Genomic DNA, 23,740 nt, shown 5'->3' on the forward strand with positions numbered 1-23,740 from the left:
GATGAACAAAACTTTCCATTATGCCGCCCTGTTTGGGCTAGTTTCGTTACTCTCCGCCTGTGGCGGCGACGATGGTAAACCCGGTAATCCTGGCGAGCCCGGCGGCCCACCAGCCATGGTGATCGACTCCTTAGTGGTCAGCTTCGATCCCGTGCAGATGCAATCAGGCGTCGCCACGGTGAACTACCGTGTCACCAATCAGGATGACGAACCTGTAGTGGGGATCCCAAGCGCCACCTTTATTGCCGCTCAGCTGCTGCCTCAGGGTTACACCAATGCGGGCAACGCCTCCCAGTGGCAATACTTCACCTCGGAGAGCTGCAACGACAGCTGCCCAGGAGAGTATGTGGATCATAAGAATGGCCGCTACAGCTACACCTTTAGCGCAGGTTTCGATGGCTTAAACGATGTCGGCTATCAGGCCGGCGCCACCCAGCGCATAGTGGTTAAGCTGGGGGGCGACAGCCTGGCCGATGGCACTGCCTTGCCCGTCACCAACCAGCACTTCGACTGGCAGGCCGACAAAGACGGCACCAGCAGCGATCAGGTATACACCCGTAACCTGATCAAGATAGAGACCTGCAACAGCTGTCACAGCGATCTGGCCTTTCATCGCGGCAACTACAACCAAATTGAGACCTGTGTAACCTGTCACAATGCCGATCGCGTCAGCAATCCAGATAACATCTTTCCGCAGATGATCCACGGCAAACACCTGACCGGCTTCCCCGGCTCACTGGCCAACTGCCAGACCTGTCACGCCGAGGATGACACCCTGAGCGAGCAGATGAACTGGGCACGGGTGCCCACCATGGAAGCCTGTGGTGCCTGCCATACCTATATCGACTTCAAGAAGGGTGAAGGCCATCCGGCGCAGCTCAACAACGCCAACTGCGTCGCCTGTCACAACCCAGATTGGACAGCCAGCGTCCACAACGACGGCGGCAACGCCCAGGCATTGGCACAGTTCAAACCTGTGATCACCAAAGCCATGCGCAGCGGCGATACCGTCTCCTTCACCCTAACACTGGAAAATTCCGCGACGGGTCAGCCTTACACGGCCAGCGCCGACCAACTCGATTTCGTCTCGGATCTTCGCGTCTACGCCAACTGGGGCACCAGCTTCGACTACGCCACCCGCTCGGCGCGCTCCATACGAGTGCATGAAACCACGCCCGTCTCTGGCAGCAACGGCAGCTTCGACTATCAGATAGCCGGGCTGACCGTGCCTGCCGGTAGTGAGATGGATAAAGGCACCTTGGCGATTCAGGGCAAAGTCTGCGCCGCCAATGGCGTGCTGGGCGCCTGCAGTGATGAGGCCAACAGCGAAGTGGTGATCAAATCCAGCCATCGTTTCTTCGCCACAGACGCACTGAGCGATAGCGGCCGCCGCGTCGTGGTCAGCAACGACACCTGCGGCAGTTGCCATGGGGATCAGCAGCTGAACTTCCACGGTTCCCGCAACGATCTCGAAGGCCAGTGCCAATTGTGTCACAACCCCAACATGCAGGCCGATGCCGCGGATAACCCGTCCCTCACCACGGCGGACTTCAAGCACCTTATCCACGGCATTCACAGCGGCCAACGCGCCGGGTTCGAAGGGATCAACTACCCGGGCAACATAGGTAACTGCGCCCAGTGTCACGCCGACAGAGATGGCGTACTCTCGGTCGCCCTACCGCTGGATCCCGGCGTGCAACCGCTGACCATCGACGATGGCAGCTACACCAGCCCGACGGCGGCTATCTGTAGCGATTGTCACAGCAGCGAGACCAACAAGAACCATATGATCCAGCAAGGCGCGGTGTTCAGCGGCACGCTGTCCGATGCCACGGCGGGCACTGAAAGCTGCACCACCTGTCACCGACAAGGCGCCGATGCCGATGTGCTGAGCGTGCATCCCATCAAATAAACCGGACAAGGCGCCAGCTCACTGGCGCCGATTCGACAACGCATTGAGAGATTGACTGAAATGGAAGGCACTATGATGGAAATAAAGAAGAAGGTGAATCAATGGAGCCTCATCGCCCTGAGTTGCAGCGCGCTACTACTGGGCTGTGGTAGCGATGGCAAAGATGGTGAAGATGGCCCCGACGGCGTCATAGGCGTTAGCATCGCCGACACACCAACGGTAATGGCCCAGTTTACCCAGGCATCGATAGAAGATGGCGAGGTCAGTGCGACCTTTAAGCTTGAGAATGCCAACGGCGTGGCCGTTCTCGGCCTAACCAAAGACTTTGATCTCAGGTTCGGTATCGCCCAGCTGGCCCAGGTCACAGAGACCATAGATGGCCAACCTTTCGGTCGCGGCTACCAGTGGCAGGCCTACATCAATACCCTCAGGCAACCCGGTTCGCTGCCAGATGGTGCCGAAGGGCTTAACCCCTCCCCCCAATTTCAAGCCGGTGTCGAGGCGGCCAGCGCCTGCACAGACTGCCTGACGGATAATCTCGATGGCAGCTACACCTACAGGTTTCAGCAAAATGTTGCCAATGTCACCGAGCCTTTGGCCATCACCTACAATGGCGAAAACACCCACAGGGTCACCCTGGAATTGAAACTGCCTCAGGCGACCGCCAATGCCCACCATGACTGGCAGCCCTCATCGGGAGCGACAGACGGGATTCAAACCCGCAATGTGGTAAGCAAGCAGACCTGTCTCAACTGTCACCAGGAGGAGAGCCTGGCCCTGCACGGCGGCCGTCGTATCGCCCTGGAAAACTGCGCCAGCTGTCATACCGCGACCTCAGGCGATCCCGAGAGCGGCAACAGCATAGAGTTTCCCTATATGATCCATGCCATCCACAAGGGCCAGGACAGGGTCACCAGCACGCCCGAAGGTTATGTGCCAGCCCCCTATAAGATAGTGGGTTATGGTGGCAGCCTACATGACTATGGCAAGGTGATGTTCCCACAAAAACCGGCGGCCAACTGCGCGGCCTGCCACAAAGAGGGTGACGATGCGCCAAGTGATGCCGCCCTGTTTAAGGCCGATAACTCCAGCGTCGCCTGCATCGGCTGTCATACCGAGAAACCCTCGCAGAACCATTCCAACACCAACTGTATCGCCTGCCACAACGCAACAGGTACCTATCCGGGGACGGGCAACGGCGAGAAACGCCATGGCGACGTGCTTAAGGCCTATTCACTGGCCCAGGCGATGAGCGTCAGCTTTAGCAACATAGGCCTGGATGGCGACGGCAAGCTGAAATTTGATCTTCAGGTAACCGATACCGCCGGCAACCCGGTTGCCAGCGAATTTATCGAACTGAGCACCCGCGTAGTGGTGGCCTGGGATGTGGACAAGGACTACCCTGTCTACGGTGATGCCTCTTATAGCAATCGTCGATTCAGACTGTCACAAGGCAGCTATGACGAGGCCAGCAAGACCTTCACCATAGTGGCCAGCAGCTTCGATATGCCAATGGATGCAGCGGGCAAGACCTTCGAACTCTGGTCGGCCATCGAAGTCTGTTTCAACAACGGCGGCTATGGCGTGGCAGAGGTGGTGATGACCGCCTGTAGCGAGGATACCCGTTCGGTGGCGGTTAAAGAGGCGCCCTATCGCTTCGTCTGGTCCGGCACCGGAGTCGTCGAAGATGGCCAGGTCGCGATGCGCCGCGCCATCGTCGATACCAGCAAGTGTCAGACCTGCCACAATCAAGAAAATCACCATTACAACAATGGCTATAACTGCCAGACCTGTCATACCTCGGATAAGACCACCCGCGGCGATGACAACTACCCTGGCGGGCGGAAACCTACCAGCTTCGCCTTTAAGGCGCACGAGGCCGAGGGGCACTACCTCAAGTATGCCGGCGTACAGTCGGGCACAGTACTTAAGACCGACTGCCTCACCTGTCATACGCAAGACGGCTTTACCCTTGGCCGAGCCAGTGACCGTGTCTGGCGCTATGGTGATACCACCACGGGGGCCGACATCTGGGTCTCATCCGATGCAGGCGCCTGCCTGAGCTGTCACCAGAAGTACCTGAAAGACTCAGGCTCGGCCCATATTCAGGCCAACGGCGGCATTCTGGATGGTATGGACGCGGCAGATGTACGCACGCGGGCGGCAGAGACCTGCGCCACCTGTCATACGCCGGCTCAGCTGTTAGGCATTCATCAGCCCTAACCTGGCTCAGTTGAGCAGCCAACCAGTGACTCCCAAAGTGGAGCGCTAATAAAAAAAGGAGGCCCTGGCCTCCTTTTTTTATCGCGGTAACGTCATTTCACCGTTAGATTCACATTCGGCTAACTTCCCCCGTACATACAAGGGGAGCTAACAGGCGAAATAGTGTACTTCTCCAGCATCGACACTTGCGTTAGATCAAAGCTGAGATAAAAAAACTTAGCCGCCTTAAGCTTTATTTAAGAAATAAAGCATTTTTACGCCCCCCTTTTAAAACCCACACCAGGATTGAGCTTTAACCAATTGAAAATAATATTATTTAACAAGTTTATCAATTTGCTCCAGGCTTAATGGATCCGCTTCACGTTTGCGCCAAACGAGCCAATGCGCCTACCACCTTTTGAATAAGATGACGATTAAGGTGTCGCCAAGTCATTGAGGCAATAGCAATAACGAAGCCCACCTTATTCATACCAAAAAAGAAAAATTGAGATCACTCTCATTCTCATGCAGGGGAAAAATGATGAAACGGTATTCAATCAGTACCGCAGTCAAAGCAGCATTCGGTGTCGGAGCCTTGTCTCTGGCACTGGTCGGCTGTAATGGCAGCGATGGAAAAGATGGTGAAGATGGCAAGCCTGGTGAAATCGCAGTCGATATCAACAGTGCAACTGCGGTCCAAACCAAGATAGAAAGCGCCAGCTATGACGAGGCGGCGAAAACATTAAGCTTCGAGTTTAGCCTGACCAATCCTAATGGCGTCGCCGTCACCGGATTAGCGGCGCTCACCGACCCACTACGCATCGCCTTCGGTCGTATGGGCACACGTAGCGAGGCCTTCACACCCTACACCCTAGAAGATGGCACTCAGGTCACTAATCGCGCCGATGGCGACGAGGAGATCTGGCTCTCTTATCGCAACGCCAGCAAGAATGGCGTACCTATGACAGGCACCAACAACTGGCGCCCTAATCGTGACTGCCCTGAAGGCGAAACCTGCCTTACCTACCTGGGTGAAGGCCGTTACAAGGTGACGGCGCCAGAGATCATCGACACCAATGGCCTGGACTACGACTATGACGCCAATCAGATCAATGGCATCTACCTAATCACCTATGGCGTGGGTCAAAACAAGCTTAAGAATGTCGAAGCCTACTACTGGGATCCTTTGACACTGCAGTCGGTGGCCTCGCCTAAGAAGGTGTTAGAGATGGACACCTGTACCAACTGTCACGTGGGTCAGGATCATATCCGTCACGGCAATTATGGTAACACCGCCGATGGTTGTGGTTTCTGTCACACCGACTACACCCTATACAGCGGCTCGGGCATCGATGGTGAAGGCAATACCGTCGAGTTCCACTTCGACGGCTCCATCAAAGGGCTGGTTCATGGAGTGCATACAGGTATCACCGAAAAGGATCGCCGCGAACTGGCGAAATTCAACTCGGTTATCGCCAACGCCAACAACCCAGCCTTTGTCCATGAATTTGACGGCGCCGCGCTCGATAGCGAAGGCAAGCCAAAAGCCGAGCTTAACTTCCCAGCATCGACTGCCAACTGTCAGAGCTGTCACGTGAGCTATACCACCACAGAAGAGACCCTACCCGAAGGGCTGACGCCCCATGCCCTGGCCTGGTTTGGCGATAAAGACGTGACCAGCTGTCAAAGCTGTCACGGCGAATATCATAAGGGCAGCAGCCTGGTGGCACCGGGGGAAGAAGGCGCGACACTGGTGGGCTGTGTCACCTGTCACACCAGCCAGGACGGTAACACCCGCGGCGGAGCCTTCCGCCACTTCGCAGGCCATGAGCAACAAAGCTATGAAGCGGCATCACAGGCCGGTGTCTTGGTCGATGCCAGCTACAGCCAGATAGCTTGGGATGAAACCAGCGCGACCTTGAGTTTTACCCTAAACCTGACTAAGGGTGAAGAGGCTGTAACGGGCGCCCATGTGCCTCGAGTCAGCGTATATGTTAACGCCGTCGATGCGGTCAAGCCTGACGCCTTCCTGGCGGCGCGCACCAGCGGTAGCGCCAGCGCTAACCCCGATGGCAGCTTTACGGTGACCGTCGATGCCTCAACCCCTAACTATGGCTTACCTGCATTGGCAGAGGTTCTCGCCAATGGCGCCGATCTGGCGATCACCTCAAGCTTTAGCACCTGCTTTGCGAACAAATCATCGACCTTGGTTGAACTTGACGGCGAAGGTAACTGCAGCGGCGTGTTAAGTGCCAACGCGGCCAAGACAGAGTTCGTTAAACTTGACGGCACACCAGGCGCAGTTCGCACCAGCGCCGTGGATTATGACAACTGCGCAAGCTGTCACAACAACGACATGGTGGCCCGTAAAGGCGCGTCTCACTACCGTAACGCCGACCTACACACCTGTGCTCAGTGTCACGAAGCCGGTGACTACAACAGCTTGGTGGTGCGCGTTCACGGCACCTTCGGCAAGGCCCATGGTCGCGCCGATGTGCATCAACTGGTTAGCAGTGCAAACTGCTCGGCCTGTCACAGCGATCTCGACTTCGGCCTGGAGAATGCACGCTCAACCCCGATGCGCTGGAACAGAAAAGATGAGACCTATTCTAGCCCGCAGGCAGGTGTGTGTGCTTCTTGTCACGTCTCATCCAGCTATGAGATCGGCGGCGGAAAAGAGGCGGCTAAATCACACATAGAGAGTATGGGTGGCGTCGTCGCCGGCAGCTATGATGCCGCCATGCTACACAGCGAGTCTTGCCTCACCTGTCACAGCGCAGAGAAGGTGGCCGAGCTGCACAAGCAGAAGTAAAACAGACAAGACTGTTTTAGATATCGACAAGCGTGGCAGGCTAGCCTGCCACGCTATTTCCATCTCACCCCACATGCCAATGGCAAGAAGCGACTGGCAACGCAAGCCCCCGGACACGAGCTAGGTGCTTACCACCAAAGGAGTCGCCATATTCATCTACAACCGATTAACAAGAATCGATTTAACTGGCTGACTTTCTTGAATGAAATAAAAATTTCACCAAAAATGCACTTTTTCAACTACCCCTAAAGAAATAGTCAGATCTCAATCACATAAGCGGACTGAAACACCTGCTAAAAAGTTGCCATTTCGATAGCCTTAGAGTTGGAAATTAATTCCACACACTAAGCGGGTGCTCTCAACGATAAAAACAACTACTGTTCTCAATCTTGGTATTTGTTTCTGTTGAAGAACAATCAATTAGTGATGATTAAAACTATTGCAGGGAATAATCATGATGAAAAAGTTCAATGTTAATGCAGCGACTAAAGCTGTATTAGGTGCAGGGCTTCTCTCACTCGCCTTATCCGGTTGCGGCAGCGACGGTAAAGATGGCGAAGATGGCAAGCCAGGCCCCGTTGGTAACCCCATTGGCGAGGTCTCACACCTAAAATCACATATCCAGTCAGCCAGTGTAGATGACGCGGGTATCCTCACCATCAACTTCAACCTGACCGACGCCAACGGCGTTGCGGTATTCGGTCTTGGTTATGCCGATATCGGTGCCGTGTCTTTCGGGCGTGTGGGCAACGAAGATGAAGTTGGCAGCACAGATCTCGAGGGTAACCCACGTGATATCTGGTTAAGCTACTTTAATAAAGATAAAGGCGATGGCCATTACACAGGCTCTTCTTACTTCAAGGGTAAGGATTGTGAAACTTGCTTGACCGACAACGGCGACGGCAGCTACACCTTAGTACTTGATAAGCCTATCGACACCTTAGGTAAGTATGACTACAAGGCAGACGTCACTAACGGTATCTACCTCGGTGTGAAGGCAAGCAACAGTGTCGGCTCTACCATGGTCGACAACAGCTTCTTCTATTGGCAGCCAAGTTCAGACACAGTTCAAGACAAGCCTAAAGCACTGATTGCTAACGATACTTGTCAAAGCTGCCACCGTCCTGGCCAGGATGGCGCACTTTCCATGCATGGCAGTAAGCATGTCACGCTTGAGTCTTGTACCTTCTGTCATACCGACTACAACTCCTACATGAAGGATGAGAAGGATGACGATGGCAAGGTGGTACGTACCTATGAGTTTGATGGCTCAATCAAGGGTATGGCACACGCGATCCACAGCCACTCAACCTACAATGGCATCTACCCACAAAGCGCGGGTAACTGCCAGACCTGTCACCAGGCAGATGAAAAGCTGGCCATGGCCGACGCCTGGAAGGCAGACTTAGACACCGCAACCTGTATGAACTGTCACAACAGCCCATACGCGGTACCAAGCTGGCACTGGGATAATGACAACAACCAGATTGCCGAGAGCAAGCAAAACTGTGTGAGCTGTCATAACGATCCAAACGGCGGTGTACGCGGTGCCGAATCTGGCCACTACCTGAAGAATGACAACGCGCAATCAGCCGCAGCTAAAGTCACCTTCAATAGCATGAGCTATGACGCTGACACTAAGACGATTACAGCCAACATGACTGTGAGTCTGGGCGACACTAAGGTTACCCTGGCACAGATCGATCCTACGCCATACAAGTACGGCGGTTTCACCAGTGCCATAGTGTTCAACGGCGTGGTCGACGATGACTTCCTACTGAACTACCAGAAGGTAGGTTACGATAACTTCGCAGCCGGTGAAGATGGCTCGATCAATGTCACCATCGCAGATGGCGACTTTAAAGTTGCACAAATCATGGAAACGGCAGATGTCACTGTCGCACTAAGCAGCCAACTACACATCTGTTTCGACGGTAAAGGCGCCTTAGCCGACTGTACTGTTGAAGAAGGTGTAGCAACCAATGCTGGCCCTTACGTGCCTTCTGACACAGCCTATTTCGCCGTCGATGGTACACAGGCAGACAAGTCTCCGCGCGTACAACACGCCGACATGACAGCTTGTCAGCAGTGTCACACCACAGCGATCAAGCACCGTTTCAGCAACGATATGGATGGCTGTGCGAGCTGCCACAACGGTACTCGCGACAAGAAAGGCACAGGTTCTTCTAACCTAGCCTATATCGTTCACAGCAAGCACTATGTGTACGATTCTGAAGGCGGCTTGTTCTTCAAGAAGACTGAGTGTCAAGCCTGTCACGGTGACAACGGATTCTCACTTTCTAAGATAGATCCAACCGCCGCACCAGTGGCCTTCGGCACAACCGATGGACAACGTCTGAGCGACACTAACGAGCAGCTAGTGGTATCACCACAAGCCGCAGCCTGTGTCAGCTGTCACCAGGCACCTTATGGTCTGAGCGAAGCAACTGCTGCGCACATTCAGACTAACGGTGGTCTGCTCAAGCAAGAAGGCGCTCCGCTCACCACCTTAGGTGTACCGGCAAGCGACTATGACAGCCTCAACCCGGCAGAGACCTGCTCGACTTGTCACAAAGACAGCCAGATCCTGGAAGCTCACGCTAACTGGGGCAGCAGTCACTAGTGACTAGGGCTTCACCCTGACCACTTATCGGGGTGAATTCTAATACCCAAAGGGAGGCATTGCCTCCCTTTGTTTTATCTATAGAACAGCGATTACTAAAATAAGAACAAAAATCGCAAAACTGTTTCATTTTGCAACATTTTTTCCCACATTCAGCAGCGTTCCGCCCCCACTTTCATACCCCTTTAGAAATAGAAAGATCTGGGTCACACATTAGACTCAGTCTGGCAGATTTTAGCCGCCTGTTACGTTAGCATTTCCTTGGGGATTTCTATTTCCAGCATTGACTTAGGTCGCACAACTTATAACTGAGAATCGGCACATTCGATGGGCCATGCACTTAAGACGATGCCAAACCTATGCAGGGAAAAAATGATGAACGTACAAAATAATAAATTTAAGCTGCTTCTCGCAGCAGGTGCCGTCTCCATGGCTCTCACAGGTTGTGGTGGCAGCGACGGTAAAGACGGCAATCCGGGCAACCCCGGTGGCCCAGCGGCCGACGCCATCGAAGTACTTCACCTGGATGTCACCAAGGTGGAATACGACAACGGTACACCGACTATCACAGTCTTTGCGACCAACGAGGATGATCTTCCCGTGATCGGCCTGAAAGACCTGGAAGTGAAGAAGGTGGTTCAGCTGTTACCTCAGGGTGCAACCGGTGCTGGTAATGCCGCCGAGTGGCAATATATCGGCTCACAAAAAACCTTCACCGACCACAAGAATGGTAACTACAGCTTCACCATCGAAGTGGAAGGCTACAACCCTGAGCTGACCCAGCGATACAACATCATCGCCAAGGCCTCGACACTACTCGACGGCGTCACACTAGTGCCGCAAACCGAGATCGCCGAAGATTTCTCTGGCGAAGGTTATGCGCCGCTTTACACCAAGGACGTGGTCTCAACCGCCAGCTGTAAAAGCTGTCACGCAGAAGGTCAGAAGATCTACCACGGCTACACCAGCGTTGAGACTTGTGTCTCTTGTCACACCCAAGAGCTGGCAGATAGCAAAGGTAAGCCACAAGTTGCCTTCAACCATCTGATCCACAACGTCCATAACGACGCTAAGATGTATGGCCGCGAAATGGACAAGAGCGCCGAGACGGCACACCACATAGTTCAAGACAACTGTCAGACCTGTCACGTTCAGTCTGACGAACTCACCGAATGGGGCAACTGGTCACGCGTTCCAACCATGGAAACCTGTACCAGCTGTCACGTCAACATAGACTTCGAAGCGGGTAAGGGCCATTCACAGCAAAACGACAACAGCAACTGTGTTGCCTGTCATAACGCGACCTGGACCGCCGAGCTACACAGCCAGGCCAGCAATGACAAGAAAGCCCTTATCGATCAGTACGGCCTCAATGTTGAGTCGACTATCGATGCCGACACCCAGGCTGCCACCATCAGCGTTCAGGTGGTCGATGCCAGCGGCGCCGCCGTCGATCTTGCCACACTGCAGCCAATGATCCAGCGTATCGAGATCGTGACTAACGTAGGTCCGAACAACGTGACCCTAGGTTATCGTGGCAAAGACTCAATCAATGCCATCAAGAATGGCGTGCTCGACGCAGCCGCTAAGATTGAAGAAGGCAAGCTGGTTTACACCACAAGCAAAGATCTTCAACTGGGTGCTGAGGGTGTAGACAACGAAACTGCCTTCACCTTCGTTGGCTGGGCTATGTGCTCAGACAAGGGTGAGTTCGTTAACTGCGACGATCCAGACTTCGACGGTAGCGACACCGACAAGTACACTGGCATGAAAGCCGACCTTGCCTTCGCAACCTTATCAGGCAAGGCGCCAAGCATGCGTCACGTCGACTCAGTGAACTTCACCGCCTGTGCCTCTTGTCACACCACAGAGTTCGAAGTGCACAAGGGTAGTCACCACGCTGGTTTCGTCCTGTCTGAGCAACTCTCTCACACCAAAGATGCCAACGACATGCCTATCATAGGTGTCGATGCTTGTGTGGCTTGTCACACGCCTGACGGCACATACGCTGGCGGCGCGAACAAGGGTGCACTAGAGATGAAACTGCACGTGGTACACGGCAAGCAAGGCATCATCAAAGACTGTGCCCAGTGTCACAACGACTTCAACCTGGACGCCTTCAAGGCTAAAGGTGCCCTGGCAACGGCTGGCGGCCAATACAGCACGCCTATCGCCGCGACATGTACTTCTTGTCACACCAGCGATAGCGTCAAGGCCCACGTCGAGAGCCAAGGTGCCATCATCAATGGCGCTAAAGATGTCGCTAACGACGCGGCGCAGCTAGAAACCTGTTTCTACTGCCACGCACCCGTTATCGAAGATCACACTGCGGTGAAGATGTAATTTGCGCATCTCAAATTGAAAACCGGGGGAGTCTCCTCCCCCACTTTTCACTACTCATTTGTGCAAATTAGGATGCCTATTATGAAAATCACAAATCAATTCAAAAGCCTGATTCCGGCGGTGATGGCAGCGGCCCTGCTGTCGCTGGGCATAAGCCAGGGCGCGGTTGCGTCCAAGTGGGATGCCAACATGACCCCGGACGAGGTGGAAGCCACCCTGGACAAGAAGTTTGCCGAAGGCCAATACTCGCCTAAAGGCGCCGACTCTTGCCTCATGTGTCACGGCAAGTCTGAAAAGGTCATGGACCTGTTTAAGGGCGTACACGGCGCTGCAGACTCCAGCAAGAGCCCGATGGCCGGCCTACAATGTGAAGCCTGCCACGGCCCTATGGGTAAGCATAACCGCGGCGGTAAAGAGCCGATGATCGCCTTCGGTCCCGACTCTAGCCTGTCTGCCGAGAAGCAAAACAGCGTCTGTATGAGCTGTCACAAAGATGACAAGCGTATGGCCTGGAATGGTGGTCACCATGACAACGCCGATGTGGCCTGTGCCTCTTGTCACTCTGTGCACACAGATAAAGATCCAGTGCTCTCTAAGAACACCGAGATGGAAGTCTGTACCAGCTGTCACACCAAGCAAAAAGCCGACATGAACAAACGCTCTTCTCACCCAATGAAGTGGGCGCAGATGGTCTGTAGCGATTGCCACAATCCACACGGTACCCTGTCGGACTCGGACCTGGTCAAGCCCAGCGTTAACGATACCTGCTATTCGTGCCACGCAGAAAAACGCGGCCCAAAGCTATGGGAACATGCTCCCGTAACTGAAAACTGCGTCACCTGCCACAACCCGCACGGCAGTGTTAATGAGGGCATGTTGAAGACCCGCGCCCCACAACTTTGTCAGCAGTGCCACGCTAGCGATGGCCATGCCAGCAATGCTTACCTGGGCAACACTGACCAAGGTTCAAGCGTGGGTGGCAATGCCTTTACCGGTGGCCGCAGCTGCCTGAACTGTCATAACCAGATCCATGGTTCTAACCATCCATCTGGCAAATTGTTCCAGCGCTAAGGAGACGAGAAGATGAAATTCAAACTCAATGTAGTCACCCTCGCCCTTATCGCTAATGTCGGCATCGCAATTCCCGGCATGGCACTGGCCGAAGGCTATGGCATTCAAAACGCCAACACAGAAAAAGTGAAGTTCGACAAGTGGGCCTGTAAGCGCTGTAAGATTGAGACGGGCGTCAATGGCACTATCGGTGCCGGCGTCGGTTACAACGACAGCGATGACATCCGCTCGGCCAACGCCTTTGCCGCCGAAAATGAATTTGTCGGTAAGGTCGACGCCGATGTGAGCTACATCAGCGAATCGGGCTACCGTGCCAGCATAGAGGCGCAAAACCTCGGCATGGAAAACGGCCGCCTAGATCTCGAGTCCGGCAAGGTGGGACAGCACAAGCTAAGCCTCAACTACCGTCAGATAGCCACCTACAAGACAGACAAGGCGATGAGCCCTTATCAAGGCGTAGGCGGCGACCACCTGACCCTGCCCGACAACTGGCAGACGGCGGGTTCGAGCCAGGAGATGAGCGAGCTTTACAGCAGCCTCAACCCACTGGAGCTGTCGCTCAAGCGCAAGCGCGCTGGCATCGGCTTCGAGTATCAGGGTGAAGAGCTGTGGAGCACCTACGTCAACTACCAGCGTGAAGACAAAACCGGCCTCAAGCAGGCATCGGGCAGTTTCTTCAATCAGTCTATGATGCTGGCAGAGCCTGTGGACTACACCACAGACACGGTTGAGGCGGGTATCAAGCTCAAGGGCGACAACTGGTTTACCGCCCTGGCCTACTCAGGCTCGAGTTTTAAGAATGAGTACAGCCAACTCACCTTCGACAACGCCTTTAATCCAACCTTCGGCGCCCAGACTCAGGGCACCATGGCCTTAGACCCTGACAACGAGGCACACACAGTCTCGCTGATGGGCCAATACACGGCAGGCAGCACCATCATGAGCGGCCGCGTGCATTATGGCCAGATGAGCCAGGATCAGGCGCTGGTGACCTCAGGTTATGTTTACACCACGCCAGTCGAGGCTGTGGATGCCAAGGTCGACATGAAGGGCGCTAATCTTAAAGTCGTGTCTCGTCTCAACCGCACGGTTCGCCTTAACGCCAGCTATGACTATAGCGACCGCAATAACAAGACCAATGTGGACGAGTGGACCCAGATCAGCATCAACTCCACCACAGGCAAGGTCGCCTACAACACCCCTTATGACTTCACGTCACAGCGGGCTAAAGTGGGCGCAGACTTCCGCCTGAGTCGGGGCATGAAGCTGGATGCGGGTTATGACTTCCGCCGCGACGAGCGTAGCTATCAAGACCGCGAAACCACAGATGAAAACACGCTATGGGCCAAGTTCCACCTGAGCGCGTTGGACAACTGGGATATGTGGATCAAGGGTAGCTATGGCGAGCGTGATGGCTCTACGTACCAGGCTTCTGAGTGGACCTCGAGCGAGTCTAACAGCCTGCTGCGCAAGTACAATCTGGCAGATCGTCAGCGCACCATGGTCGAGGCACGTATCAGCCACACGCCAATCGATGCACTGACTATCGACTTCGGCGGCCGTTATGCCCTGGACGACTACAACGAGACCCAAATCGGTCTGACCGAGTCGAAAGATGTCAGCTATGACATCAACGCCAGCTACCTGATCAACGACGACATGATGGTGAATGCCTTCTACAATCGTCAAAACATCGACTCAGAGCAGGCAGGCAGCACCAACTTCGGCGCGCCTAACTGGTATGGTCTGGTAGAAGATCAGGTCGATGTGATCGGTGCCGGGTTTAGCTACAACAATCTGTTAGAGAAGAAACTGCGCCTGGGCGTGGACTACACCTACTCAGATTCAAGCAGCAACACCCAGGTACAGCAGGGTCTCACCGGCGACTATGGGGATTACTGCGCCAAGGTCCATAACATCAATGTCTACGGCCAATATCAGGCCAGCGACAAGATGGCACTGCGTCTTGACTACAAGATGGAGAAATATGAGGACAATGACCCAGGTAACAGCATAAACCCAGACGGGATCTGGAACGTGGTCGGCTTTGGTTACAACAGCCATGACTACAATGCCCACCTGATCATGCTGAGCATGAGCTACAAGCTCTAATCGGTAATTATCTAGTCGGTAATAACCCAGCTAAAAACCCGCGCCTGTCGCGGGTTTTTTTATGCTTCATCGTTATACCAATCATAATAAATAATTGATCATGCTAGCTTGTTAAAACGCTCGCCAACTGCATTAGTATTTTCAACTGTAAAATAACGACTTAGCTAAAAATTCTGCTTTGTTCTCAAGCATTTTTCCTACGCTATTTCTGATCACATACTTACTTTGATTGGTATTATTCGCCATCTCGCAAAAGCGTCCTCCAAGACTTTTGCCCATCGGGCTTTTGTCGTAAGCTCAAGCCACAACCCTTTGCCGACCCAGCGCCTTGTACTTTCTCGACAATCAACTCGCCCAGCAGATAGTGGATCGCACCATGGCGATCATCGGCCACAACATCAATGTGATGAACAGCCAGGGGGTGATCCTCGGCTCCGGCGAGCCTCACCGTATCGGCTCCACCCACGAAGGTGCCCTGCTGGCCATCAGCCAGAACCGCACCGTCGCGCTCAACAGCGCCAGTGCAGCCAGCCTGCAGGGGGTCAAGCCCGGCATCAACCTGCCGCTGCACTATCAAGGGGAGATCATCGGCGTCATCGGCATCACGGGTGAGCCTGAACAACTGATGGCCTTCGGTGAGCTGTTGAAGATGACCGCCGAGATGATCGTCGAGCAGGCCAACTCCCTGGATGTAGCTCAGTGGCGTGCCCGTCAGCAGGAGGAGTTTATCCTGCAGCTGATAAAACCCGAGGGACGGGATCTCAACCACCTTAAGATCTGGGCCAAGCGTCTGGATATCGATCTCGAGCTGCCCAGGGTCGCGGCCGTGCTGCGCATCAACGACGATGGAGGTGACGAGCTGGCCAACTCTCAGCTCAAGACTGTGCTGCACCTGCTGGAGACCCCCTCCCGGGGCAACCTGATCGCCATGACTTCGATGACGCAGCTGGTGATCCTCAAACCCGCCTTCCTCGACGGCAAGGCCTGGAGCGCCGAGGCCGAGAGCCTGCGCATCGACCGCCTGCTAAAGCGTCTGCCTAGTGAGCTGAGCGCCCGACTGAAGATCGCCCTGGGGCACTACTTCCCCAACACCATGGACATCAACCGCTCCTATCAGACGGCACTGGAGACCCTGAATTTCGGCCAGCAGCTGCAACCCGAGCGAAGCAAATACCTCTATGAAGACCATGCCCTGTTGGTGATGCTCTCCGGTCTCAAGCATGACTGGCGCGGCGAGCAGCTGCTCAGGCCCTTTCAGCGCCTCATCGACAAGGATAAAAACGCCCTGCTGCGCAGGACACTGGCAAGCTATCTGGGACATTTTGGCGATCAGCAGGCCTGTGCCAAGGCACTGTTTATCCATCGCAATACCCTAAGGTATCGCCTGGATAAGATAGCGCAAATCACTCAAGTGGATATTCACAAACTCGATGGCCTGTTACAGCTCTACCTGGGTCAGGTGCTGCTGAGCCGCGGCCATGACCAAGGCTAAATGATGGCAGTGGCAGACAGGCCTAGAAGTCGGGATCGCAACTAAAGCTCACCCGCTCGCCGCTGATGGGATGGTTAAAGGCCAGATACTGGGCGTGCAGGTGCAGGCGATTCGCCTTAGCCCCGTAGAGATCGTCCCCTATGATGGGCATACCCAAGCCATCCTGATGGGCGCAGTGCACCCTGAGCTGATGGGTACGCCCCGTCTTGGGAAACAGTGACAGCAAGGTGCTGCCCTCGTCTCTGGATTTTACCTCCCAATAGGTATGGGCGTGTTTTCCATGCTCGAAACACACCAGCTGACGCGGCCTGTCATCGAGATCCACCCGCAGCGGCAGCTTGATCTCGCCCTCATCCCCCTGAACCTCACCGACCACCTTAGCAAGATAACGCTTCTCCACCGTGCGGCCGATAAACTGCTGCACCAGTGCGGTGTTGGCCTCACTGCTCAGGGCTATCACCATCAGACCAGAGGTGGACATATCCAGCCGGTGCACAATCAGCGGCCCGGTCGCCTTGGGAAAGGCCTGGCGCATGCGACTATAAACGCTGTCGGTCACATGCTTGCCCGGTACAGAGAGAAACTCCGCCGGCTTGTTGACCACGGCGATCGCCTCATCCTGGTATATGATGGAGAGCGCTTTACCCTCGGCCGGATTGTTAAGCAGTGGGTTGTCATCCAGCGCCATACCACTCAGCATATGGGCCAAAATCGGCTCACACTTGCCATGGCAGGCACCATAGAACTGCTTGTGTTGTTTCACTTCGGACTTGGGCGAGGCTCCCCACCAGAATTCAGCCATGGCAATGGGTTTAAGGCCGTTTTCGAAGGCAAACTGCAGCAGTTTGGGGGCGGCGCACTCCCCGGCTCCGGCAGGTGGAAACCCCTTGGGCGAGGCGCTAAACAGGCTGTTGAGATCCTTAATCTCGCCAGCCTGATTCAAGAACTGATACTGGGCAAACAATCTACGCTGCAACGCGCTCGACTGGCTGGCACGTTGCTGTTTTAGGGCCTCAATCTCATCGCGTAACTCACTCAGGCGGGTCTCGCGCGCGGCGATCTGGTCATCCCACTCAAGATTTAGCTGTCTGAGTCTATGCTTCTCGGCCACGCTCTCCCGGCCAAGCTGTTGCTGCAGGACCTCGAAGGCCTGGGCATCGAGCCCTTGCCCCGCCTGACGTCTGGCCTTGCGCGACTTGCGATTCTCGATGATCTCTGCCCTCAGCGCGGCCACGGCCTGCTCTTTGGCGCCGTTGAGTCCCTTAAGCTCAGCCTCTAGCGTCACCAGCGCTGGGGCATTCTGTAAGGCCTCAAGCTTGTCGGTCAGTCGATTGATGGCCTGCTGCTCGCCATGAAAGAAGCTATCCTGGGTCAGCATGTCGAACACAGGCGGCACGAAGCCCGGCAGTAGATTCTGCTCGGCTAATTTGCCGGAAAAGGCCTTAAGATAGCCAAGCTCGCCTTCGCGGTTTTGCACCACCAACACGCCAAACATCTTACCTATGGCGCCCTCGCGCTGCCCCGTCAGGCCGAAGTTGTGTTGCCACTCCCCTTGATGCTCGAGATGCATTTGCAATTCATTCGCCGCCAACACACACAGCTCGTGGGGCTCATAATAGAAAGGAAAGGTAAACCGCTCAGGCAACGTGATGCCCTCGACCGAGGTGCTAAAGGGGGTGAAACATTGCTGGGCTGAATACATGGTGTCTGACATTTTGAGTAAATACGGCTATCGGCTGGCCCAATGAAGATGGGAGGCCCGTTCTGAAAGCGGGGATTTTACGCGCTCACGGCGGTGAAGTCATGCCGCTAAGCTCTTTTTTTGCCCTATAGGCCAGTTAAGAAGCCTTAGTTTGTATGCTAAGGCGGTGGACAATAGATCAGGCGATGGCGTCCTTGCCGGCAAGGCCGACTCAGTAATATCTATCAGTCATGAGGTGATACTAAGTTAGATGTGAGACCAAGTTAGCCGTGAGACTAAGTCAGGCGTCATACTAAGCTAGCCGTGCCACCGAACCGTATGTGACGCTAAACGGGCTGTGACACTAAACAGGTTGTGACACTAGGCGCGGCTGTATCACCAGGTGATTGATATATTTCAGTGCGACATAAGAAACCACCACAGTCGCGACCATGAGCTCGAGTCCCGCCAGGTTTCGCACCTGCTGTACATAGTGAGACTGCATTCCCTCGAGTGCCATCCAGTTTGCCATCTTAAACAGTGCGGTACTGCCGATCACCATGGGGAAGGTAAAGGCCGCGTAACCAGGGCTAAAGGGCAGTCTCAAGAGTTTATAAAACGCCAGGTAGATAATGACCGTCATCAACACGGCGATACCAAACAGCAGGGCGATGGTCACAGGCGATGGCGTGGCGGTTACCGTTAGGTAGCCTGCCAGCGAGAGACTGGCCGGCGCCGCCAGAATGGCCATGGTGGGTTTTGCCGCATCCGGCACCTCATGGGTAAACATCAAGCGATAGATCATCAAAGGCAGCATCACCGCATAGGCCAGCATACCGAAGATAAGCGCGCCCTGTGCAATGGGAGCCAGTACTGTCGTGCCCGAAAAAGAGACATCCGCAACAATGATGCCAACAGGTGGCACAAACCAGCTGGGTACCATGTGGTGCAGCTCAAAATCCTTAGCCCTGTGATAAATGAAGCTCACCAGGAAGACTATGTGTAATACCACAGCCGCTAACCACAGGCCATCGCCCGCTAGCGGATAAAATTGCCCCAGAGAGTTGGATACCACCATGGTCGCCATCGAAAATGTCGGCACGACACTGCCGACCACGGGATGGGCAAGGTCCTGTCTCAGCAGATGATTATGAAAGAAAAACTTAATCGTCAATATGGCGAGCAGAACGCTGGCAATACCTGCACTAACCCACTGACCATAACCATTGAGTTCGGCGAAGTTTTCCCAGCACCAGCCTAAACTGGCGATGCCCAGCGCCAAGCCCGCCATAGGTGTGGGTACGCCCATTACTGCCTTTTTCGTTCTTTGAATCATAACAATCTCAATCAGGTTCGTTTCTCTACAGCAATAATACGCTTGCCTTTTGTTCCGTTATATCTAATTATTTATAACAAGCGTTCAGAATAACTAAACGCAAAGGCACTTATACCTAAGTGCTAATACCTAAGCGTTAACGCCCAAACATAAGCCCCAAACATAAGCACCCGAGCATCAAGCCATGGCCAGTCACATCTCACTCAAACAGCTGAAGGTGTTTAGCACCCTCACTCAACACAAGACCCTAACCGCGGCGGCGGACAGCCTGTATCTCTCTAAGGCCGCCGTGAGTATGGCGCTGGCTGAGCTGGAGAAGCAGCTCGGCCACCACCTGTTCGATCGGGTCAACAACCGCCTGATCCTCAATCAGGAGGGGCACAAGCTACAGCCCCTGGCCGATGAACTCCTTAACAGGGCCAGCGATATCGAACACCTCTTCAGCGATGTACAAGCACTCTGTGGCCAACTTCGTATCGGCGCCAGCGATACCCTGGGCAATCAGGTGGCCCCCTATCTTCTGAGTGACTTTCGTCGTCACACCGGGCATGAGCGGCAAAGCCTGTTTATCTCCAACTCGGCCGAGATCTGCGACAAGCTTGTCGACTACGAACTGGATATCGCGCTAATCGAAGGAAAGATTCAACACCCGGAACTCGACACAACCCCTTTCAGCGCAGATGAGATGTGTGTGATCTGTCCACCGAATCATCCCCTGCCGGCTAATGTCGAGATCCCGCTAAGGGAACTGGAAGCCAGTCCCTGGATCCTGCGCGAGCCTGGCTCGGGCTCACGGGAATTCTTTCTGCGCCTGATTGCCCCGAGGCTTCAGCAATGGCATGAAGCCTTCCAGCTCAATAACACAGAGGCCCTGATCAACTCGGTCTCGGCCGGCCTCGGCCTGGCTTGCCTGTCACGTCTGTCTGCCGAACCAGCAATTCGTGACGGCCGAGTCAAGGTACTCAAACTGCCACTAAACATGAGCCGCCGCTTCTGGTTGCTGGTCCACAAGGAGAAATACCTCAGCCCGCTGCTGAGAAGCTTTATCGATTTCAGTCATCAATGGGAGCGGGAGCATTAACAGTAGCCTAATGGCTCACGCCAATTTTAAGATTTATTGGGGAGAGTTGTTTTGATCTAAGTCGCTGTCTGGCAGAGTGAGGCCGGGTTTCGCAAGACTAAAGGAATCAGGTCTAGCTAAGTGGCTAGAAAGCCACGCTTTGTGCCCAAACTGCCACAGAGAAGTGCATGACTGAATTAACAGATCTCAAATAATAGCGTCAATGTATAAAAACTATCTAGGCTTATGCACGAGTAAAGGTGCAAAGTATAGGTGCAACAAGTAAAACAAATTCGCGCCTCCGGCGCGCCAATTTAGGCGTTTTACCTAACAAGGAATAAAGGTGAATATCATAAAATCTATAATGCTTGCTGTCGTGAGTGCTTGCATCATGGCCAATTCTGCCTACGGCGAGGTTGGTGCGCGCCTCGAGTACAAGCATCCTGGCGATATCACGCAAAAGACAGTAAGAGACGAACTCATTGCCTCGGGGGCCGTTGACACTGCGGTGCTGTTTATCAATGAACAGTTCAAGCTTAATCAAGCTGTCATCATTTCCTTTGGTGGAAATGATGGTCCACTGTTTGATGCACAGCGCAATAGCATCATGATTCCCTACACATTCATTGATGAGGTTAGGCACAGATTCGAGCAGGCAAACTATGATAAGGCGGGTGTTACTCCTGAGCAGGCCACAGAAGACGCCTTGCTACATACCATATTTCATGAGTTGGCCCATGCCCTGATATACATGTACCAGCTGCCAGTGCTGGGAAAAGAGGAAGATGCCGCCGATGCACTCGCGACTACACTACTGATCGAGTTTTTCGATGATGGTCAGGAAATTGCGCTAAGTTCGGCCGATCTATTTGATCTAGAAAGTGATGACAGAGACGTCCTTGAAGATGAAGACTTTTGGGATGAGCATAGCTTAGACGATCAGAGATATTTCAGCACCCTATGTCACATATACGGCAGTGATCCTGACAAATATACTGTCATAGTGAAAGAAGGATTGCTGGGGGAAGAGAGGGCCGAGTTATGCATCGAGGAGTATGCTGCCATCTCACAGAGCTGGCTCACCATACTAAATACTTATATCTCGGATAACAAAACCGATACGCCCCGACAGTAACAAACGAGCAAGCCTCAAAGAAACAGATCTAAGATAGTTAGCCCGTGGACCTTGGAAGTTAATGGTTGTTTCTTGCGCCTACCCCGATCGCACCAAAAGGTACACAAGCCGATATAAAACAACAACTTACCAAAACAGCAATGGCTGTTCCCTTACAGGAGAACCCACTGGGATGTGTTCGAATAACATCCCAGCTTAACTGACAGTTCTATATCCATGAGTATGGACTGTAGGCCCGAAGCTTTGCTCTACTCGCCGTGCCAAAAAAGTGTTTGCAAAAAATCGCCGCACAGACGAAAAAGCCCACCCCGTTAAACAGACCAGGGCTAGTGATCTAGATACACCACTAGAAGATCGGCCTCGACGGCATTGGCCACCTTGGGCAAAGAGGAAAACAGGTTACTTGAGAACTTATGATGGTGGCCGCAAACCAGCAGATCGATATTGTGTTCCTTGGCAATCCCCGCCAGTTTCATATGCAGGTCGCCTATCACCACTAAGGTTTCAGCGATGGGGTAATCACTTAGGGTTGCTAAAATTTGCAACTTCTCCTGCAGTTCAATTTCTTCCTGTGGGGTGATCGCCACGCTGTCGACATCGACGAAGACAAATGAAACCTTGCTATTACCAGCTTTCGCCAGTGAAACGGCCTTGTCTATCACGGATTGGCTAGACTCAGACAGATCGACCGCAACCAAGATATGCTTGTAACTCATAACGGCTCTCCTTGTTAAAGGATAAATGATTACCTTAAGTCTAGCAGCGTCACACCTAGCCGCTTGAACCACAGGCTAACCCTCTCTGGCCAAGCTCTCACTCAGGCCAAAGTATCACCCACACTCAAGCCTAGGTCCCACTCAAACCTAGGTATCACCCCAGCATACCTATATGGCCCCACTAATTGCGCCAAGCGGTAAAAATTCCAACTCCTCCAACCTCCCTAAAGGTGTAATTAATTACGCCCAAACCGTTTGACATAACGAACACTGATTGGCAGACTGGTGGTCAACAAATGTGCTTTTGCACATTTTGCTATCCTTAAGAAAGGCGATAGCTAGGGCCAGTAGCGGCCACATGAGGCTACACAGACGTCACGCATCGGGTGACAGACAACGCGACCAAACGGGTGATCTATGCCTATAACACAGACAACAAGTGCTAAGAAATCCAAGCCTCTCATCTTGATGACCATGGGCCAGCAAGACAGGAACCAGCATCCCTACCAGGTGATGACCCACAAGTATATGCAGCCCATTGTGGAGATCGCCGGGGCCGTCCCACTGCTGATGCCCACCTGTTTCGGTGTGGAAGATGTGGACCGCTACCTGGACATGGTCGACGGGGTTTATCTCTCGGGCGCGGGTTCCAATATCGAGCCCAGCCTCTATGGTCAGGACAACCTCACTCCGGAAAAGAGTCAGGATGTAAACCGAGACATAGTCGATCTCGCCGTTATCGAGGGTGCCCTCAAGCGCAAGTTACCCATACTGGGTATCTGCCGTGGCATGCAGGAGCTTAACATTGCCCTGGGCGGCACCCTGTATCAGAAGGTCTACAGCGAGCCCGGTTTCGATGATCACCGCGAAGATCCACAAACCCCCAACCATGTTCAATATGGGCCGAGACACGCCATCGAGACGGTACCCGGTAGCTGGCTGGCCAAGCTGATTGGTGACAAGACAATGGTCAACTCCCTCCACGGCCAGGGGATCTGTACCCTTGGCAAGGGGCTAGAGGCCCTCGCCTATGGCGAGGATGGCCTTATCGAGGCGATACATGGCCCAGACTATGGCCAGTTTATCCTCGGCGTACAGTGGCATCCCGAATGGCAAGCCAACGACAACCCAGACTCCATCAAACTATTTCAAGCCTTCGGTAGCGCCTGTCGCGGCGAGGCCTGTTGGCAATCGGCCAACGATGACAAATTAACCGCCTAATCGAACAAGCCCAGTCGGTCATTT

General features: G+C 53.9%; 14 protein-coding genes. 11 read left to right on the top strand and 3 right to left on the bottom strand.

Annotation, left to right across the window (positions count from 1 at the left end; genetic code table 11):
• Position 1: 1 nt before the first annotated feature.
• The 8 genes from L2731_RS00960 to L2731_RS00995 all read left to right on the top strand — a co-directional run bounded on the left by L2731_RS00960 (position 2) and on the right by L2731_RS00995 (position 16,567).
• Positions 2 to 1,912 carry an OmcA/MtrC family decaheme c-type cytochrome gene (locus L2731_RS00960; RefSeq protein ID WP_249251635.1) on the top strand — a complete coding sequence of 637 codons (1,911 nt, stop codon included), beginning with the start codon at positions 2 to 4 and terminating at the stop codon, positions 1,910 to 1,912.
• 75 nt (positions 1,913 to 1,987) lie between these two features.
• Positions 1,988 to 4,135, top strand: coding sequence for an OmcA/MtrC family decaheme c-type cytochrome (locus L2731_RS00965; RefSeq protein ID WP_249251636.1), 2,148 nt, complete (start codon positions 1,988 to 1,990; stop codon positions 4,133 to 4,135).
• 520 nt (positions 4,136 to 4,655) lie between these two features.
• The gene (locus tag L2731_RS00970; protein ID WP_249251438.1) at positions 4,656 to 6,926 is read left to right on the top strand and encodes a multiheme c-type cytochrome; all 2,271 of its coding nucleotides are present in this window, start codon (positions 4,656 to 4,658) and stop codon (positions 6,924 to 6,926) included.
• A gap of 454 nt (positions 6,927 to 7,380) precedes the next feature.
• Positions 7,381 to 9,549 (top strand): OmcA/MtrC family decaheme c-type cytochrome, encoded by a 2,169-nt coding sequence (locus tag L2731_RS00975; RefSeq protein ID WP_249251440.1) that lies wholly within the window; start codon positions 7,381 to 7,383, stop codon positions 9,547 to 9,549.
• Between the two features lie 372 nt (positions 9,550 to 9,921).
• Positions 9,922 to 11,892 (top strand): OmcA/MtrC family decaheme c-type cytochrome, encoded by a 1,971-nt coding sequence (locus L2731_RS00980; protein WP_249251443.1) that lies wholly within the window; start codon positions 9,922 to 9,924, stop codon positions 11,890 to 11,892.
• An 81-nt stretch (positions 11,893 to 11,973) separates the two neighbouring features.
• Positions 11,974 to 12,963 carry a DmsE family decaheme c-type cytochrome gene (locus L2731_RS00985; RefSeq protein ID WP_041509369.1) on the top strand — a complete coding sequence of 330 codons (990 nt, stop codon included), beginning with the start codon at positions 11,974 to 11,976 and terminating at the stop codon, positions 12,961 to 12,963.
• 12 nt (positions 12,964 to 12,975) lie between these two features.
• Entirely contained in the window at positions 12,976 to 15,075 is a 2,100-nt protein-coding gene (locus tag L2731_RS00990; protein ID WP_249251444.1) for an MtrB/PioB family decaheme-associated outer membrane protein, read from the top strand.
• Positions 15,076 to 15,403: 328 nt separating this feature from the next.
• Positions 15,404 to 16,567 carry a sugar diacid recognition domain-containing protein gene (locus L2731_RS00995; protein ID WP_249251445.1) on the top strand — a complete coding sequence of 388 codons (1,164 nt, stop codon included), beginning with the start codon at positions 15,404 to 15,406 and terminating at the stop codon, positions 16,565 to 16,567.
• Between the two features lie 22 nt (positions 16,568 to 16,589).
• On the opposite strand, the gene L2731_RS01000 is transcribed toward L2731_RS00995, so the two are convergent.
• Positions 16,590 to 18,269: an RluA family pseudouridine synthase gene (locus L2731_RS01000; RefSeq protein ID WP_249251447.1), complete on the bottom strand. Its 1,680-nt coding sequence runs from the start codon at positions 18,267 to 18,269 to the stop codon at positions 16,590 to 16,592.
• 343 nt (positions 18,270 to 18,612) lie between these two features.
• Positions 18,613 to 19,584, bottom strand: a complete 972-nt coding sequence (locus tag L2731_RS01005; RefSeq protein WP_249251448.1) for a TDT family transporter — start codon at positions 19,582 to 19,584, stop codon at positions 18,613 to 18,615.
• Positions 19,585 to 19,768: 184 nt separating this feature from the next.
• Here L2731_RS01005 and L2731_RS01010 point away from each other — a divergent pair, with 184 nt between their 5' ends.
• Both L2731_RS01010 and L2731_RS01015 read left to right on the top strand, forming a co-directional pair.
• Positions 19,769 to 20,665, top strand: coding sequence for a LysR family transcriptional regulator (locus L2731_RS01010; RefSeq protein WP_249251449.1), 897 nt, complete (start codon positions 19,769 to 19,771; stop codon positions 20,663 to 20,665).
• A 322-nt stretch (positions 20,666 to 20,987) separates the two neighbouring features.
• Entirely contained in the window at positions 20,988 to 21,779 is a 792-nt protein-coding gene (locus tag L2731_RS01015; RefSeq protein ID WP_249251451.1) for a DUF4344 domain-containing metallopeptidase, read from the top strand.
• A gap of 326 nt (positions 21,780 to 22,105) precedes the next feature.
• On the opposite strand, the gene L2731_RS01020 is transcribed toward L2731_RS01015, so the two are convergent.
• Positions 22,106 to 22,495 carry a universal stress protein gene (locus L2731_RS01020; RefSeq protein WP_249251454.1) on the bottom strand — a complete coding sequence of 130 codons (390 nt, stop codon included), beginning with the start codon at positions 22,493 to 22,495 and terminating at the stop codon, positions 22,106 to 22,108.
• Positions 22,496 to 22,912: 417 nt separating this feature from the next.
• On the opposite strand from L2731_RS01020, the gene L2731_RS01025 reads away from it, so the two are divergent.
• The gene (locus tag L2731_RS01025; protein WP_249251455.1) at positions 22,913 to 23,716 is read left to right on the top strand and encodes a gamma-glutamyl-gamma-aminobutyrate hydrolase family protein; all 804 of its coding nucleotides are present in this window, start codon (positions 22,913 to 22,915) and stop codon (positions 23,714 to 23,716) included.
• The last annotated feature ends 24 nt before the right edge of the window (positions 23,717 to 23,740 follow it).

The sequence above is a fragment of the Shewanella aquimarina genome (assembly GCF_023349185.1).
Taxonomy (GTDB): domain Bacteria; phylum Pseudomonadota; class Gammaproteobacteria; order Enterobacterales; family Shewanellaceae; genus Shewanella; species Shewanella aquimarina.